We start from the raw sequence: 15,330 nt of genomic DNA on the forward strand, positions 1-15,330 counted from the left end.
CCTCTGTGGTGAGAAAAAGGTGTTGTAGAGCGCGCCTCAGGCGCGATCCCGTGAGACCTTGCCCGGATCACGCAGCACCTGTTTCAGGGTGGCCAGCAGGCGTGCCTTGTTGATGGGCTTGGCCAGGTGGGCCACCATGCCGGCGTCGTGGCAGGCGTGGATCTTGTCCGGCACCGCGTGGGCGGTCAGGGCCACAATCGGAATCCAGGGCAGGCGACCTTCCTGTTGCAGTTTGATAATCGAGCGTGAGGTTTCGAAACCATCCATGTCCGGCATTTCGCAGTCCATCAGAATCAGATCAAACGACTGCTGAGTAGACATCAACACGGCAATGGCCTCCATGCCGCTTTCCGCCACTTCCGTTTCATAGCCCAGTTTCTGGCACAGCCCTTCGGCCACCATCAGGTTGATATGGTTGTCATCCACGATCAGCAGTCGGCCGCCGGAGAGGCTGGGCAAGTCGCTGTCCTCGCTTTGCGGCAGGTAGCCAGTATCGTTATGGGTGCCGGGCAGAGGCAGGCGGAACCAGAACCGTGAGCCTTCATTCTGCCGGCTGAAGACGCCGATTTCGCCGCCCATGATTTCCACCAGTTGTCGGCAAATCGCCAGCCCCAGGCCTGTGCCACCGTAGCGTCGGCTGGTGGAGCTGTCGCCCTGATGGAAATGATCAAACAGGTGCTTGAGTTGCTCCGGGGCAATACCGATGCCGGAATCCGAGACTTCGAAGTAGACATAGTCCGGGTTTTGTTCATCCCGTTCTGCCATGACCGTGATAACGCCGTTACTGGTGAATTTCACTGCATTGCCGATCAGGTTGACCAGAATCTGCCGCAGTCGAACCGGGTCGCCCAGGCAGCGCTCCCCCAGGTTGTGATCAAGCTCGGTCTGCAGGGTATTGGAATGCACATGGGCCTTGTGCTGAAACAGGGCCAGGGATTCGCTGACCAGATCCTCCAGGCTGAAGCTGGTCTGCTCTATGGGCATCTTGCCCGCTTCGATGCGGGAATAATCGAGGATGTCGTTGATCAGGTTGAGCAGGCTGTTACCGGATTGCTCGATCACATTCAGATTGTGCTGCTGATCCCCATCCAGGGGTGTGCCCTTGAGCATATCCACGGTGCCGATAATGCCGTTCAGCGGGGTGCGAATCTCGTGGCTCATTACCGCCAGGAATTCGCTGCGCGCACTCAGTGCGCTGTTCAGTTCCCGGGTACGTTCATCCACCCGTTGTTCCAATACCTCGTTGGCTTCGCGCTGAATGCGGGCATTCTCACTCTTCAATACCGTCATCCTGTGGGCCAGCGCGAAGGACAGCAGTACGGCTTCAGTGAAGGTGCCAATCTGCATGGCATTCTCCAGCAGCCAGCCCCCTTCCATCAGCTGAAAGGTTTTCAGTACGTAAAGCACCGTGGCGGTGGCCACGGCGGTAAAGGCGAGCAGGAAATAGCGTGCCGGGCTATAGCCCTTGAATATCAGCCACAGGGACAGGGCGATGGCCACAAAAGGCCAGGGCATGACCACTGCGGTGGTGGCTTGAATGGAAAAATGAAAGTTGAGAAGCGTCAGCGGCGTAGTGACCAGTAGTGCAATGGCGGTGACCAGCAACAGGCGGTGAATGCGCGGCGCCCGTTTCTTCAGCTCCAGAAACTGGCCGGCAAACAGCATGGAAAACGCCAGTGTCATCAGGTTCAGCACCGGCAGGGAGTAATGGTTCCAGAGGGTGGCGTCGGGCCATAGCCATTGGTAGCTCAATCCTTCCCGGGTAAACAGGTTGAGGCCGAAGGTGCCGAGATAAAGCACATAAAGCAGATAACTGGGGTCGCGGATGGACAGGAAGATCAGCAGATTGAACAGGCACATGGCGACGATGGCGCCAAAATAGAGGCCGTAGAAAAGCGAAAGCCGGTTGCCATGCGCGTTGAAGGCTGCCGGCGTCATCAGGGTGGCCGGCAGCTCGATGACGTTATTGCCCTGAGCGCGAAGCAGCAGGTGGTGCTTGCTGTCTGTGGCCAGTGTCAGCGGTGTCACCAGGTGGTAGTGGGACAGTTCTCGACTATGGAAGGGAACCCGGTCACCCATACGGGTGTGCTTGATTTGGTTGCCGTCCTTGTCAAAGACGTAGATGTCCAGGTAATCAAGATGGGGGCGGCCCACACGCAAAAACCAGTAGGGCAGCGTGCTGTTGTTTTCCACAGAGATCAGGAACCACAGGAACCCGTCGCGAAAACCCAGTGAGGGGTATGGCGTGTCCAGCTGCTGCCCCTGGCCGGCGAGCAAGGCCTGCAATGCCAGGGTCGGGCTTAGGGCATGATTTTGATCTGCTAGCCATTGCATGCCGGCCGCGGCTTGGTAGCTATCGCGGTCATCCGCCAGGGTAAGGGCGTGGCTGTGCAAAGATAGAAAAAGTGCGCAGATAAACGCGGCCAGTCGCCCTGCGAAGACGGTTCCCTTTGTCATTCCCGATCCTGTTATCGCTGTTATCTGGATGCGGCATGCTTTCGACACATTTTACAGAGTTTACCGGATTACCAGGAACTGTGCGTCTGACAGCGTCTCGAAACTAGTGATTACACGCAAAAGGAGAGATTCATGAAAGTGATGATGCGTAATGTTCTGGTGGCGTCTTGTTCCCTGATCGCTGCCTCGGGTGCGTTTGCGGCTGGCCCCTACGTTGGTGGTAACTACAGCCAGATTCAGTATGACAACGAGGAAATAGACAGCGATACCCTAAAAATTGATGCGGCCACGATTCGTGCCGGTTTCGAGTTTACCGACTTCCTGGCACTGGAGGCGCGGGGTGGCATGGGGTTTGACAAGGATTCCCGTGGCATTGTCGACTTCGAGATGGATCATCTTTACGGCGGCTATGTGAAACTGGGTGCGCCGGTGGGCGAAACCCTGCGCCCCTATGTGATCGGTGGCTACAGCAAGGTGAAGGGAGAGGTCTTCGCCAGCGGCTCCGTGGCGGGAGTGAACTATTCTTTCAGTGACACGGAGACCTTCGAGGATGAATCCTGGGGTGCCGGGCTGGATTTCAACCTGACCGATACTCTGGGTGCCAATCTGGAATACATGCGTTATGTGGATACCGATGAGGAAGAAATTTCCGGTGTCAGCGTTGGGCTGCGTTCCGCATTTTAAGGCGGAGCCGGGCGCCGGATGTCAGTTATCCGGCGTCACTTCCAATGCCCTTTCCAGGTTGGGCCGGAACGCGGTATTGACGCCCAGTTTCATCATCGTCCAGTAGTGGCCGCTGACCACTCGTTCAATCAGCAGGCTGCGCGAGGATGGCTGAAACTTCAACATCTGTTCCAGGGGAGTACGTTTTACCTGGCGGAGGATGTCGGTGTGCAGTTCCGAGCGGCCAAAATCGTAGGGCTTGTCATCGAAGGCGCGTAGCAACAAGGCAATCCAGGTGGCATAGAACTGGCCGTTGACCTGGGTGTCTTTTTTGCGAGCGCCCAGTTGCATCAGCAGGGTATCCAGATGTTCCCACTGCTGGTTCAACGCGCTATGTACTATATTTCGCAGCAAGTCTGCATCCTGGGGTGGCAACCGTTTTACCGCACCGAAATCGTAGATCACGATGGTTCCATCCGGGCGAAAGGCAAAGTTGCCCGGGTGCGGATCACAGTGGACCGCCCGTAACTGGAAAATCTGCTGGCCAAGGGCGTCGAAAAGGCGCTCGCCAAGCAGGTTGCGGGTCGCCTGATCAAAGCCGTGATCGTCATCCACCTGATCCAGCGCAATGCCGGTTTCATGGCTAAGGGTCAGTACCTTTTCGCTGGATAACGCATCGAACACTTGCGGGATGACCAGCCAGGGCTGGTCGTGATGGAAATCCCGAAAGTGTTTCAGGTTGCCCGCTTCTTGCCGGTAGTCCAGCTCTTCGTGGAGCTGATTGCGGATTTCCCGAAACACCGCATCGAGGGCCGCCTCATCAACCTTGAGCAGGCTGCCCAGGCGCAGGATGCGACGCAGATGTTTCATGTCGGAATCAATGGATTCCTTCACTGCCGGGTACTGAACCTTGACCACCACGCTGTCGCCATCATGAGTCGTGGCGCGGTGTACCTGGCCGATGGAGGCGGCGGCAAACGGCGTTTCCTCAAAATCGGCAAACAGCTGATCCAGGGTGTTTCCCAGCTCCCGCTCCAGTTGGCGGCGGATCACATGGAAGGGCATAGGCGCTGAGGCGTTCTGCAGTACCTTGAGCTGATCGCTGATTTCCTTGGGCAGAATGTCCTGCATCTGGGAAGCGATTTGCCCGACCTTCATCACCGCCCCTTTCATCTCCCCTAACGTGGCAGCTACTTCACGACCAATGTGCTGAAGCAGTTTTTCCCGGTCTGCGGCTTTGGCAACGTCGGACTGGAACAGCCCTTTGACCTGGTGGCCGGCCACTCGGGTGGCAATGGAGGTAGTCATGCCGGTCAGCCGGAACAGGCGGCCGGTGGCAGTGGTGGGGCGCTTGCGACGACGGTCGTCAGCCATGGAGTCCTCGGGTAACGCTATGGGATAGTCATTCTCGGCTCGTTGTGACCGAGTCAGCAGGTGCTATCAGACTCTAGCGCTTGTCCGGCGGGGTGTACATGGTGGGATGAAGCCATAAAGCGGAGGGTGATGGATGGCTTTTCGCTAAACGGCAGGCAAAAGAAAGGGGCCCAAATCAGGCCCCAAAGGAGAGTACAACAGAATCAGGGAAACAGAATCAGCTACGTTTTTCCCCGGCAGAAACCAGTTCGTTGAACAGTTTCTCGCCTTCTTCACGTGCGGAGGCTACGGCGCCCAGGCCGGCCAGCACGAATTCGTTGGTTTCTTCAGCTTTCTCGCCACGCTCTTTCTTGCCGGCTTCTACCAGTTTCTCGTACAGGGCCTGACGCTTTTCCGGAGCGGTGTCCAGCAGCTGACGGGCAGCCAGCAGGGCGCCACGGCTGGCCAGCAGGGCCTTGGGCTTGTCTTCGGCGTCTTCACCAAAAGCTTCGGTGCCGGCTTCAACATACTTGTTCAGCAGCTCTTCAGAGCCTTCTTCAGCCTTCTCGTAAGCACCCAGGCCGGCCAGATACAGTTTGTTGCCCAGTTCTTTGGCACGGTTTACCAGAGTTTCGCTTTGTTCGCGCAGATCTTTCAGCTCGCCCATGATCATGATTCCTTTACGTTGTCCGGTGTAAAAAAGAATTTGTTGCAGCGATTAAGTGCGCTGCGTGGGACAAAGAGTAAGGATTCATAGGGGAGAGAGGCCCGCTAACTGTCCAACAATTGGACATGTGCGGAAAGGAAGGGAATCTTCAGGATGTGATATCCATCAATGTCAGTACGCCAAACCTCGCATGGTCGTGCTTTATTCTCATGCGTACACTGGCTAAAAAGGCTGTACCGGCAAGAGAGAACATAATGATAGAAAAATTCATCGCCAAAGTGCCCTCGCGGATCTGGGCTGATGGTCGACCGGCTCGTGCCCGCCAGTGGGAAGCGGAATTCAACGTGGCCTCCTGGGTCCGTATTGCCGGGGCCGCAGGCAAGGTGCAGTTGGTAGTGCGTTATATGGACAGCAAGGCCGACCGGGCGGTGCTGGTGGATACTGCTGACGTTGGGGGCGAGGGTAGTGCCCTGTTGTCCGGGAGTATTCGTCTGAAGCTAACCGCGGATGTGGAGCAGGTGCAGATCTCCCTGCGGCTCAGCGAGCCAGCCATGACCCATGTGGTGGAAGAGCTGTTCATGCAGCGTCGTGGCGCCGCACTGAAATCGTCCGATAAGCTTATTTCCAACTACTGATCAGACAGGAGGATGGATAAGTTGGCTGCTCCGGGCCGATGGCCGTGGCGGCCTTGTGCTGTGTTGGCTGTGGCCAAAAAATAAACGCGTCAGCCCTGACGGCTGACGCGCTGCGGAAAATCCAGCCTGCCCTCCAGGTCGTCCTGTTCCGTGGACGCCGTGCCATCACGGTTCACCAGGGACTCCGGCAAGCTCTGAAAATCCAGACCGGTGAGCCGGTTCAGGTTTTCCAGTGCCGTTGTCGGGCGCAGTTTTCGTAATCTCAGAATCTTGCTCATGGCATGTTCTCTCTCGCTTGGGGTTAGCAAAGCGAGAACCGTGCCAGCATTGTGAAAATATTTTTATTGTTTTTGCTCAAAGGGTTACGGTGGCAGTGTGAAAAAAGTCACGGCGAAATGGGCGGAACCCGGCAGCAAGTGACAATTTTGGTAACCCTCCTTTCCTGTCAATCCAGAAAGAAATCCGGCAATAGCTTGTCATCGTCCAGATCCGGGTCCACCCGATAGCCGCTGAGATCGCTGATGCCGGTATCGCGAAGTACGTCCTCATCAATAAAGAAGTGCCCGCTAGCGTCGGCTACCGGTCTGGTGAGGATGGCCCAGGCCGCATCGGCCATGATCGATGGCTGGCGAGCTGCCTTTACGGTGGGCGCGCCGCCCAGCTGGTTCTGTACTGCAGCGGTATTGATGACGGTTTTCGGCCACAGGGCATTTACCGCTACCTTGCCGGCGTATTCGTCGGCCATCCCCAGTACACACAGGCTCATGCCGTACTTGGCCATGGTGTAGGCCACGTGGCGGCCAAACCAGTGGGGCGCCATGTTCAATGGCGGGGCCAGGTTGAGGATGTGCGGGTTGGCGGCTTTCTTCAGATGGGGCAGGCACAGCTTGCTGGCCATGAAAGTGCCGCGACTGTTGATCTGATGCATCAGGTCGTAGGACTTCATGGTGGTGGCTTCGGTGCCGGTCAGAGAGATGGCGCTGGCATTGTTGACCAGAATGTCGATGCCGCCAAAGGTGTCTACGGCCCGGTCCACGGCGGCCTGCAGCTGTTCCTCGTAGCGAATATCCCCCACGCAGGGCAGGGCTGTGCCACCCGCCTCGCGGATTTCCTCGGCCGCGGTATAGATGGTGCCCGGTAGTTTGGGGTGGGGCTCTGTAGTTTTCGCAAACAGGACGACGTTGGCGCCGTCACGGGCCGCGCGCAAGGCAATCGCCTTGCCGATGCCACGGCTGGCGCCGGTGATAAACAGGGTTTTGCCTTTGAGGTTGGCGGTGGACATGGTGCTCTCCCGGGGTTGGCGCCATCAAGTGAACGAGAGTTACTTGTCAGCGGCAGGGCGTAACGTTATGGTTGCTTCTTTCGGTCATTTGGGGCCATAGACGGCATCAGCAGGAAACAGCCATGACAATACTAAAAATGGACCCTGCGGAGTACTCGGTCTCCGCCGAATACCTGGCCCTTTTTCTGGATGTGATGTCCAGACGGGGCATTGCCAATGAGGTATTGCTGTCCGACACCGCCATTGAGCCCGGTTGCTGGCGCGATCCCAAGGCGCGGGTAACCGCCCAGGATTTTGAAAGGGTCGTGATGCGCGGTATCCAGCTTAGCGGTGAACCCTGGCTGGGCTGGGAGTTAGGCGCTGCCATGACGATCTCCTCCCACGGGTTTCTTGGTTATGCCGCCATGAGCAGTGCCACCCTCGGCGAGGCCATGGAGCTGGCGGTGAAATACTTCCGTACCCGCAGCACCCTGGTACAGCTGGATATTTTCACCGATGGCGACATGGCGGTGATGCAGATCGATGAGTTGCTGGCGCTGGGTGGGTTGGCGCCGGTAATGATGGAAAGCCTGTTCGCCAGTTTTCACTTCATGGGCCAGAAGTTGTTGCCGGACATGGAGATTATTGGTGAGCTGCGTTTTACCTACCCGGAACCGGAGTACTTTGCGCGCATGCGCCCGGTGATGCCGGTGCCGGTGTATTTCGATTGTGCCTACAATCAAATGCGCTTTCCGGTGGAGCGTCTGGACTATGAGCTGCAGTTTGCCGACCCGCGGCTGGCGCGCATGGCCGCGGATCAGTGTGAACAGGAGATGGCTTCCATCAAGGCGCCGCCAGCCCTGCTTGGCCAGGTGCGGCGTATCATTCTGGGCGGTGGTGGACGCTTTCCCGGGGTGGAAGAGGTGGCCAGTGAGCTGCATATGTCTTCACGGACCCTCAAGCGCAAGCTGCAGCAATTGGGCACCAGTTATCAGGAGGTGCTGGACGGTTTGCGCAAGGGGCTGGCGGTGGAGTACCTGACCCAGACCGACAAGACCGTGGACGAGATCGCCATGAGTCTGGGCTATTCCGATGCCTCCAATTTTGCCCGGGCGTTCCGGCGCTGGACCCTGCGCAGCCCTTCGGATTATCGATAACAGACGCGGCACGTTTCACGCTGGGCGTCGCGTGAAGCGTGTCGCATGTTGCTGCCCATCAAGGAGACACCATGGCCACACTTCACCCCCGTCTTGCTACTGATACCCGTGCCCTGGGCGAAACCGACTTGTGCTGGCTGCGCTGGATGAATGACCGGCGCTTTGCCTGGCTAATCGTGGTCCCCAAGCGTGACGGTCTGCGAGAATGGCATCACCTGCCGCTGGCGGACCAGCAGGCGCTGCTGCAGCAGGTCAATGGCCTGGCGGCGGAACTGGAGCGGGTGACCGGGGCGGACAAGATCAATCTTGGCGCTCTGGGAAATATGGTGCCGCAATTGCACGTCCATATCATTGCCCGCTTTGAGGGCGATCCCTGCTGGCCCGGTCCGGTCTGGGGGCAGGGCCAGCCCGAGCCCTGGGCAGAAGGGGAGGTGCCGGAGTGGCTGCAGGGGCTGACCATCGCGGAGGAGGTCTAGCTTATGGCGGGTCTGGTACCGGTGAGCGTGCAATGTCCCCATTGCTGGGAGCCCATCGAGGTGCTGATTGATACGTCGGTGGCGGAGCAGGAATACGTGGAAGACTGTCAGGTGTGCTGCCAGCCGCTGTTGTTTACGGTGGCGGTGCCGTTCGACAGTGAGGAGCCGCAGGTGGATGTGCGGCCGGAGAATGAATAGCTCGGCCCTGTGAGGTTGGCTCGGCATCGCTGGCGGCGCGATAGCCAGGATCATGTTGCCCCGAGCTGTTTCGAAGCCGCTGTAGGAGCTCCTCTTGAGGGGCGAACCACGCGTCAGCGTGGAAAACGCCCGCGGGCGATCAGGAGTATCAGGGCTTGACAGGTTCCATTGCTGGCCTGCCTCGCTACGCTCGGTTCGCCCCTCAAGAGGAGCTCCTACAGCAGCGTTGTAGAAAGTGTTTCACGGCGCTGGTTATCGCCCCGTCCGCGACGCTCCGTGGTGTAGTGGGTATCAGCTGCCTTTGCGATCAATATGCCCCAGCTCCCGCTCCGGGCAGACCACATCCCGCACCCGTCGCTTCAGCTCGGTGATGTCCGGAAAGCCGCCATCTGTCTGGCGTTCCCAGATTGGCTGGCCATTGGCTTCGATACGGAATACTCCGCCAGTGCCCGGTTGCAGGGCCACTTCGTCCAGTTCGTCGCTGAAGGTGGTCAGCAATTCCTGCGCGTACCAGGCGCTGCGCAGCAGCCAGTTGCACGGGGACCCCCTGCATAACTCCTTGCATGCTCAGCGTGATCTGAAGTGCGCAGCTGTTGTTCTTTGTCGCGCAGGTAAGGGTGGCTCCCTTTTCAAGCGGCAAAGGGCAGCAGATGTGCGCTTCAGATCACGCCCTTCGGGGCTTCCAGGCTGGCCCGCACTCGTTGTTGCAATTTCTCGATGGGTCGACACACGCCTTCAACATTGCGACTAGATTGCGAGCCAGCCTGAAAGCCTGAGCACGCAAGGAGTTATGCAGGGGGTCCCTGCTGCAGTAGTGAATGGCGACGCGGTTGCCTGGCATCAGGGCGTGTCGTTGCCCGCCAGGAAGGCCAGCATTTCCGGATCCTTGAGCAGGCGATTGATAGCGCCGCTGAGGATGTCGTTGACCATCTGTTGATTGCGGCTGGCCGAGGGGGTCAGTGGCAGGTCGTGAACTACGCTGCTTTTGTAGGTGCCGGTGTGGAGCACGTCGTCGCGGCTGGCTTCGGCGAGCAGAGTCAGTGTCAGGGTGACTTCATTGACCACTGAGCCTTCTTCCGGGACATAGTCCAGCTGTTCCAAGCGAACTTCCAGGCGAGTGGCATCGTCGCCGGGGTTGAAGGCATTGAAGCCCTGAGTCTGCAGCCCTTTGCGAATGGCATCTTCGACAGCGCTTTTCACATCATTGGCCGGGCGCACCAGGGCGGTGTTTTTATACACGCCGCCGCGGGTGCCGAAAGCTTCCTGGTCACGGGAATCCACCGCCAGAACCTGCACCGGCTGATTCTGTCCCACATTGGTGGCCTCCACATCGGCAGCCGGTTTGACGTCAATCATCTGCGGGCTGAGGGCGCAGCCGGCAAAGGTGGCACTCAGGGCAAGAACTAACACAGCGCGTAACATGGGGACTCCTTGGTGACAGGTTGAGCCAACACCCTGCGAAACGGTATCGCGTGCAGCGTGTTGCCTGTTGCGGTTTTCAATAGGTCCGCTTGAGAGATTCTTCCGCCAGGGCGAACAGCGTTTCCTTGTAAGGGGACGCCGGCACCGCAGCGATAGCGTCCAGGGCCAGGCGAGTATGCTCGGCGGCCTTGTCCACCGTATATTGCAGACCACCGCTGGCCTGAACGGTTTCAATAATATGTTGCAGATGGTCCAGGCCGCCATTGCGGATGGCGTCCTTGATCAGCTTGGCCTGTTCCGGGCTGCCGTTGGCGATGGTGTAGATCAGCGGCAGGGTCGGTTTGCCTTCGGCCAGGTCGTCGCCCACATTCTTGCCCAGCTCACTGGCTTCGCCCTGATAGTCCAGCACATCGTCGATAAGCTGGAAGGCGATGCCCAGGTGGCGACCATAGGCCGCGAAGGCGTCCACGAAGTCGGTGTTCTCGTCGGCACCCAGAACGGCGCCGGTTTCCGCCGCCGATTCAAACATCTTGGCGGTCTTGTGATGGATCACCCGCATGTAGTTGTCTTCGCTGGTGTTGGGGTCGCGCACATTGATCAGCTGCAGCACCTCGCCCTCGGAGATGGTATTGGTGCTCTGGGAGAAAATATCCAGCAACCGCGAGTGCCTGAGGCCCACCATCAGCTGCAGGGCGCGGGAAATCAGGAAATCGCCCACCAGGACGCTGGCAGCATTGCCCCATACGGCGTTGACCGTGGGGCGCCCGCGACGCAGGTTGGACTCATCCACCACATCATCGTGGAGCAGGGTTGCGGTATGCAGGAACTCGATGATGGCGGCCACATCCACATGGCGCTCGCCATGATAGCCTGAGGCGCGGGCACAAAGGATGGACACCAGCGGGCGCAGGCGCTTGCCGCCGGACTGGACGATATAGTCCCCCACCTCGCGGATCAGCGGGACATTGGAATCCAGGTGGTGATTGATAAACTGGTTCACCGCCGCGAAGTCATCTTCGACGACAGCATAAATGGCCTTGAAATCCATGCACTTGTGTCCAGACAGAAGGTGGGCGCAACAGCGGGCAATGCTAGCAGTGGCTGGCAGCTAGTCAAGGAAAGCCCATTCCTGGCAAGCTGCTGAAAAATCCCTTGCGTGCTCAGTCTTTCAGGCTGGCTCGTAATCTAGGCGAAATGTTGAAGGTGTGTGTCCACCCATCGAAACATTGCAACAACGAGTACGGGTCAGCCTGGAAGACCCGGAGGGCGCGGCCTGAAGCGCACATCTGCTGCGCCTTGCCTCTAGGAAAGGGGGCCACCCTGCCCGTCGAGACAAGACACAACAGCTGCACGCTTCAGACCACGCTGAGCATGCAAGGGATTTTTCAGCAGCCTGCCTGAAGGCCGCGGCAGCGGGCAGAATCAGGGCTTGTTCAGGGGCGGCGTTTCACGTACACTTCGCAACCCAATTTCATCCTCTGCCTGGCCTGCAAGTGACGATGCTTCTGAACTGGAGTCGTCCGCCTGAGTGGAGTCGTGCTGGAGCACATGCATGTACGCAGTAATCAAAACCGGTGGCAAGCAGTATCGCGTTGAAGAAGGCGATGTTGTGCGCATCGAGAAAATTGAAGTGGCCACTGGCGAATCCGTGGATTTCGACCAGGTGCTGCTGGTTGCCAACGGCGATGACGTGAAAGTCGGTCAGCCGATGCTGGATGGCGCCAAGGTCACCGCTGAAGTGCTGGAGCAGGGTCGTCACAAGAAAATCAAGATTGTGAAGTTCCGTCGTCGCAAGCACTCCCGCAAGCAACAAGGTCATCGCCAGTGGTACACGGCGGTGAAAATCACCGGGATCCAGGGCTGATCCTTAGACATTTGAAGAGAGGATTGAGACATGGCACATAAGAAAGCCGGTGGTAGTACTCGTAACGGTCGCGATTCGGAAAGTAAACGCCTTGGCGTAAAGCGCTTTGGCGGTCAATTGGTCAGCGCAGGCGAAATCATCGTTCGTCAGCGTGGCACCAAATTCCACGCTGGTGGTAACACCGGCATGGGCAAAGACCACACCATCTTTGCCAAGGAAACCGGTCGCGTTAAGTTTGAAACCAAGGGTCCGCTGAGCCGCAAGTTTGTGGTGATCGAGCCCGTGGCCTGATCCGCAAGGGTCGGCAAGAACCTGTTCGCGCTCTATACGCAGCAGCGTTGCCACTAAAAAAGCCGCCAGGCAAGGCGTGAACCGCAGGGCCTGACGGGTCAAGTTCAAGGTTCACAACACGGCATGGCGGCTTTTTTAGTGGCAACCCGAAGGGCCGGGCCCCTTTTGCCGCCAGCCCGCGATTGCGCTTGCTTATGTAGAATGACTACACGGCACAATCGCAATCACGACCTGGCGACAAAATTGACTCCGGCGCTGCTGCGTATAGAGCGCGAACAGGTTCTCAAAGCCCCGCGAGGCTCCTGCCCGCGGGGCTTTTTTGTGTCAGGCTGCTTGCAAGCGGCGTGGGCAATAGCACGCGAACAGATCCAGGACATTGTGGTGAGTGGCCCGTGTGCTGCCCTACAATGGCATCCATCCAGTAATAGAGTGTCCCCCAATGCAATTTGTCGATGAAGCCACCATTGAAGTTCACGCCGGTAAAGGCGGTGATGGCTGTCTGAGTTTCCGGCGCGAAAAATACGTGGAATTCGGCGGTCCGGATGGTGGCGACGGCGGCGCCGGTGGCAGTGTGCTGGTGAAGGCGGATACCAATTTGAATACTCTGGTGGATTACCGCTACGACCGCAATTTCAAAGCCCGTAACGGCGAGGGCGGCAAGGGGCGGCAGATGACCGGTAAATCCGCTGATGACGTGGTGTTGCTGGTGCCGGTGGGTACTACCATCGTCGATGTGGATACCGATGAGGTGCTGGCGGATCTGACCGATCCGGAGAAGCCGGTAATGATCGCCCTGGGCGGTCGCGGCGGGCTCGGTAATATTCATTTCAAGAGCAGCACCAACCAGGCCCCGCGCAAGATTACCAAGGGCAAGCCGGGTGAATCCCGTCGCCTGCGCCTGGAATTGAAAGTGCTGGCGGATGTGGGGCTGCTGGGCATGCCCAATGCCGGCAAGAGCACCCTGATCCGGGCAATTTCTGCCGCCAAACCCAAGGTGGCGGATTATCCGTTTACCACCCTGGTGCCCAATCTTGGCGTGGTGAAGGCGGATCGCCATCGCAGTTTTGTGGTTGCTGATATTCCCGGCCTGATCGAAGGGGCCGCAGAGGGTGCAGGTTTGGGGATTCGTTTCCTCAAGCATCTGGCGCGTACCCGCCTGTTGCTGCATGTGGTGGATCTGGCTCCCATGGATGGCAGCAGTCCGGCCGATCACATTGATGCCATCGCCGACGAGCTGGACCGCTTTTCTCCGGCACTGGCTGAGCAGGAGCGCTGGCTGGTGTTCAACAAGATTGATCTGTTGGCGGATGACGAAGCTCAGAAGCAGGCGGATGCCATTGTTGAGGAGTTGGGCTGGCAGGGGCCGGTGTTCCGCATTTCTGCTGCTGCGGGGGTGGGCTGCGAAGACCTGGTCTACGCCCTGATGAATGCCATCGAAGACCGTCGCCGGCTGGAACAGGAAGATCCGGATTATGCCGCCGCGCAGCAGGATCTGCGGGCTCGTCTGGAAGAAGAGGCCCGCGAGAAGGTGCAGGAGCTCAAGGCGGATGCACGCCGGGCTCGCCAGAATGATGATGACGACGACGATGATGACCACGATGTGGAAGTGGTTTACGAACCCTGATCAAGCGTGACTAAGGAGTGGGTGTGGCGGACCGCCAGCGTTGGGTAATCAAGATAGGTAGTGCCCTGCTGACTAATGACGGTAAGGGGCTGGATTGTGCGTTGATGCAGTCCTGGGTGGACCGCATGGTGGCGCTGCGTGAGCAGGGCATCGAAGTGGTGATTGTGTCCTCTGGTGCCGTGGCGGAAGGAATGACCCGGCTGGGCTGGACCTCTCGTCCGGATTCCGTGCACGAGCTGCAGGCCGCTGCTGCGGTGGGCCAGATGGGGCTGGTGCAGGCTTGGGAGTCGCGCTTTCAGAAGCACAATTTGCACACCGCCCAGGTGCTGCTTACCCACGATGACTTGTCCGATCGCAAGCGCTATCTCAATGCCCGCTCCACGCTGCTGACCCTGCTGGGCTTTTCGGTGGTGCCGGTGGTGAACGAGAACGACACCGTTGTTACCGATGAAATCCGCTTTGGTGACAACGATACCCTGGCGGCTCTGGTGGCGAATCTGATCGAGGCGGACCGGCTGGTGATTCTCACCGACCAGGATGGACTCTTCGACGCCGACCCACGTAGCAATCCCCAGGCAGCATTGATCCGCGAGGCACGGGCGTCGGACCCGGATATTGCCCGAGTGGCTGGCGGTGGCGGATTATTGGGGCGTGGCGGCATGGCCACCAAGGTGCGTGCCGCCAAGCTGGCTGCCCGCTCCGGGGCGTCGACGACCATTGCCTCCGGGCGCAGCCCGCAGGTGTTGGCAGAGCTGGCCCAGGGGCAGGGGCCCGGCACCACATTGTTGCCGGATACCTCGCCCATGAATGCCCGCAAGCAGTGGCTGGCCGGGCATCTGCAGATGCGTGGCCGTGTGGTGCTGGATGCCGGGGCGGTGCGCCGTATTCGTGATGGCGGTTCCAGCCTGCTGCCGGTGGGTGTGGTGGATGTGTTCGGCCAGTTCTCCCGTGGGGAAATGGTGGCCTGTGAAAGCGAGCAGGGCGAGCGTATCGGCTGTGGCCTGGCCAACTATGACGCTGCCGACGCACGCCGCATCTGTAGAAAGAAAAGTACCGAGATTGCCGATGTGCTGGGCTACATGAATGAAGAGGAGCTGATCCACCGGGATAATATGGTGGTGTTCGACGTCGGCTGATGTGGGAAGCGAGTCTCGAGTTTTCGAGTTTCGAGAAGCGAAAGGCAAAACAAAACCGGTTTGGCCCTTCGAAACTCGCTTCTCGCAACTCGTCACTGATTTCCAGGCATAAAAAAACCGGCCAAT

The 15,330-nt window shown here is 58.7% G+C and carries 17 protein-coding genes; 9 read left to right on the top strand and 8 right to left on the bottom strand.

Annotation, left to right across the window (positions count from 1 at the left end):
- Positions 1 to 36: 36 nt before the first annotated feature.
- Positions 37 to 2,457, bottom strand: coding sequence for a hybrid sensor histidine kinase/response regulator (locus tag ACMG4M_RS04060; protein WP_035250001.1), 2,421 nt, complete (start codon positions 2,455 to 2,457; stop codon positions 37 to 39).
- Positions 2,458 to 2,589: 132 nt separating this feature from the next.
- Between ACMG4M_RS04060 and ACMG4M_RS04065 the strand changes: the two genes are divergently transcribed.
- A complete protein-coding gene (locus ACMG4M_RS04065) occupies positions 2,590 to 3,141 on the top strand; it encodes a porin family protein (RefSeq protein WP_414430753.1) in 552 nt (183 codons plus the stop codon).
- A gap of 21 nt (positions 3,142 to 3,162) precedes the next feature.
- Here ACMG4M_RS04065 and ACMG4M_RS04070 read toward each other — a convergent pair whose 3' ends face one another.
- Positions 3,163 to 4,494: an ABC1 kinase family protein gene (locus tag ACMG4M_RS04070; RefSeq protein WP_414430754.1), complete on the bottom strand. Its 1,332-nt coding sequence runs from the start codon at positions 4,492 to 4,494 to the stop codon at positions 3,163 to 3,165.
- A gap of 217 nt (positions 4,495 to 4,711) precedes the next feature.
- Complete coding sequence (locus ACMG4M_RS04075; protein ID WP_035250007.1) at positions 4,712 to 5,140, bottom strand: hypothetical protein; 429 nt, start codon at positions 5,138 to 5,140, stop codon at positions 4,712 to 4,714.
- A 254-nt stretch (positions 5,141 to 5,394) separates the two neighbouring features.
- Between ACMG4M_RS04075 and ACMG4M_RS04080 the strand changes: the two genes are divergently transcribed.
- Entirely contained in the window at positions 5,395 to 5,775 is a 381-nt protein-coding gene (locus ACMG4M_RS04080; protein WP_035250009.1) for a hypothetical protein, read from the top strand.
- Between the two features lie 89 nt (positions 5,776 to 5,864).
- Here ACMG4M_RS04080 and ACMG4M_RS04085 read toward each other — a convergent pair whose 3' ends face one another.
- Both ACMG4M_RS04085 and ACMG4M_RS04090 read right to left on the bottom strand, forming a co-directional pair.
- Positions 5,865 to 6,053 (bottom strand): hypothetical protein, encoded by a 189-nt coding sequence (locus ACMG4M_RS04085; RefSeq protein ID WP_035250012.1) that lies wholly within the window; start codon positions 6,051 to 6,053, stop codon positions 5,865 to 5,867.
- Between the two features lie 167 nt (positions 6,054 to 6,220).
- A complete protein-coding gene (locus tag ACMG4M_RS04090; RefSeq protein WP_272975529.1) occupies positions 6,221 to 7,057 on the bottom strand; it encodes an SDR family oxidoreductase in 837 nt (278 codons plus the stop codon).
- A gap of 122 nt (positions 7,058 to 7,179) precedes the next feature.
- Here ACMG4M_RS04090 and ACMG4M_RS04095 point away from each other — a divergent pair, with 122 nt between their 5' ends.
- From ACMG4M_RS04095 to ACMG4M_RS04105, 3 genes are all read left to right on the top strand, one after another.
- Positions 7,180 to 8,193 carry an AraC family transcriptional regulator gene (locus tag ACMG4M_RS04095; protein ID WP_035250015.1) on the top strand — a complete coding sequence of 338 codons (1,014 nt, stop codon included), beginning with the start codon at positions 7,180 to 7,182 and terminating at the stop codon, positions 8,191 to 8,193.
- A 71-nt stretch (positions 8,194 to 8,264) separates the two neighbouring features.
- The gene (locus tag ACMG4M_RS04100; RefSeq protein ID WP_035250017.1) at positions 8,265 to 8,669 is read left to right on the top strand and encodes an HIT domain-containing protein; all 405 of its coding nucleotides are present in this window, start codon (positions 8,265 to 8,267) and stop codon (positions 8,667 to 8,669) included.
- A 3-nt stretch (positions 8,670 to 8,672) separates the two neighbouring features.
- Positions 8,673 to 8,867 (top strand): CPXCG motif-containing cysteine-rich protein, encoded by a 195-nt coding sequence (locus tag ACMG4M_RS04105; RefSeq protein WP_414430755.1) that lies wholly within the window; start codon positions 8,673 to 8,675, stop codon positions 8,865 to 8,867.
- A 291-nt stretch (positions 8,868 to 9,158) separates the two neighbouring features.
- Here the strand turns inward: ACMG4M_RS04105 and ACMG4M_RS04110 are convergent, their stop codons facing one another.
- The 3 genes from ACMG4M_RS04110 to ACMG4M_RS04120 form a co-directional block, all read right to left on the bottom strand.
- Positions 9,159 to 9,395 (bottom strand): SelT/SelW/SelH family protein, encoded by a 237-nt coding sequence (locus tag ACMG4M_RS04110; RefSeq protein ID WP_414431116.1) that lies wholly within the window; start codon positions 9,393 to 9,395, stop codon positions 9,159 to 9,161.
- 312 nt (positions 9,396 to 9,707) lie between these two features.
- On the bottom strand, positions 9,708 to 10,289 hold the full coding sequence (locus ACMG4M_RS04115) for a YajG family lipoprotein (RefSeq protein ID WP_414430756.1): 582 nt from the start codon (positions 10,287 to 10,289) through the stop codon (positions 9,708 to 9,710).
- 76 nt (positions 10,290 to 10,365) lie between these two features.
- On the bottom strand, positions 10,366 to 11,337 hold the full coding sequence (locus ACMG4M_RS04120) for a polyprenyl synthetase family protein (RefSeq protein WP_272975531.1): 972 nt from the start codon (positions 11,335 to 11,337) through the stop codon (positions 10,366 to 10,368).
- A 504-nt stretch (positions 11,338 to 11,841) separates the two neighbouring features.
- Here ACMG4M_RS04120 and rplU point away from each other — a divergent pair.
- The 4 genes from rplU (at position 11,842) to proB (ending at position 15,204) form a co-directional block, all read left to right on the top strand.
- On the top strand, positions 11,842 to 12,153 hold the full coding sequence (rplU, locus tag ACMG4M_RS04125; protein WP_007148862.1) for a 50S ribosomal protein L21: 312 nt from the start codon (positions 11,842 to 11,844) through the stop codon (positions 12,151 to 12,153).
- A 30-nt stretch (positions 12,154 to 12,183) separates the two neighbouring features.
- Positions 12,184 to 12,444 (top strand): 50S ribosomal protein L27, encoded by a 261-nt coding sequence (rpmA, locus tag ACMG4M_RS04130; protein WP_035250027.1) that lies wholly within the window; start codon positions 12,184 to 12,186, stop codon positions 12,442 to 12,444.
- Between the two features lie 439 nt (positions 12,445 to 12,883).
- Positions 12,884 to 14,068, top strand: a complete 1,185-nt coding sequence (cgtA, locus tag ACMG4M_RS04135) for an Obg family GTPase CgtA (protein ID WP_035250028.1) — start codon at positions 12,884 to 12,886, stop codon at positions 14,066 to 14,068.
- Between the two features lie 23 nt (positions 14,069 to 14,091).
- Positions 14,092 to 15,204 carry a glutamate 5-kinase gene (proB, locus tag ACMG4M_RS04140; protein WP_035250029.1) on the top strand — a complete coding sequence of 371 codons (1,113 nt, stop codon included), beginning with the start codon at positions 14,092 to 14,094 and terminating at the stop codon, positions 15,202 to 15,204.
- The last annotated feature ends 126 nt before the right edge of the window (positions 15,205 to 15,330 follow it).

This window comes from Alcanivorax sp. IL3, assembly GCF_047495465.1.
Taxonomy (GTDB): domain Bacteria; phylum Pseudomonadota; class Gammaproteobacteria; order Pseudomonadales; family Alcanivoracaceae; genus Alcanivorax; species Alcanivorax jadensis.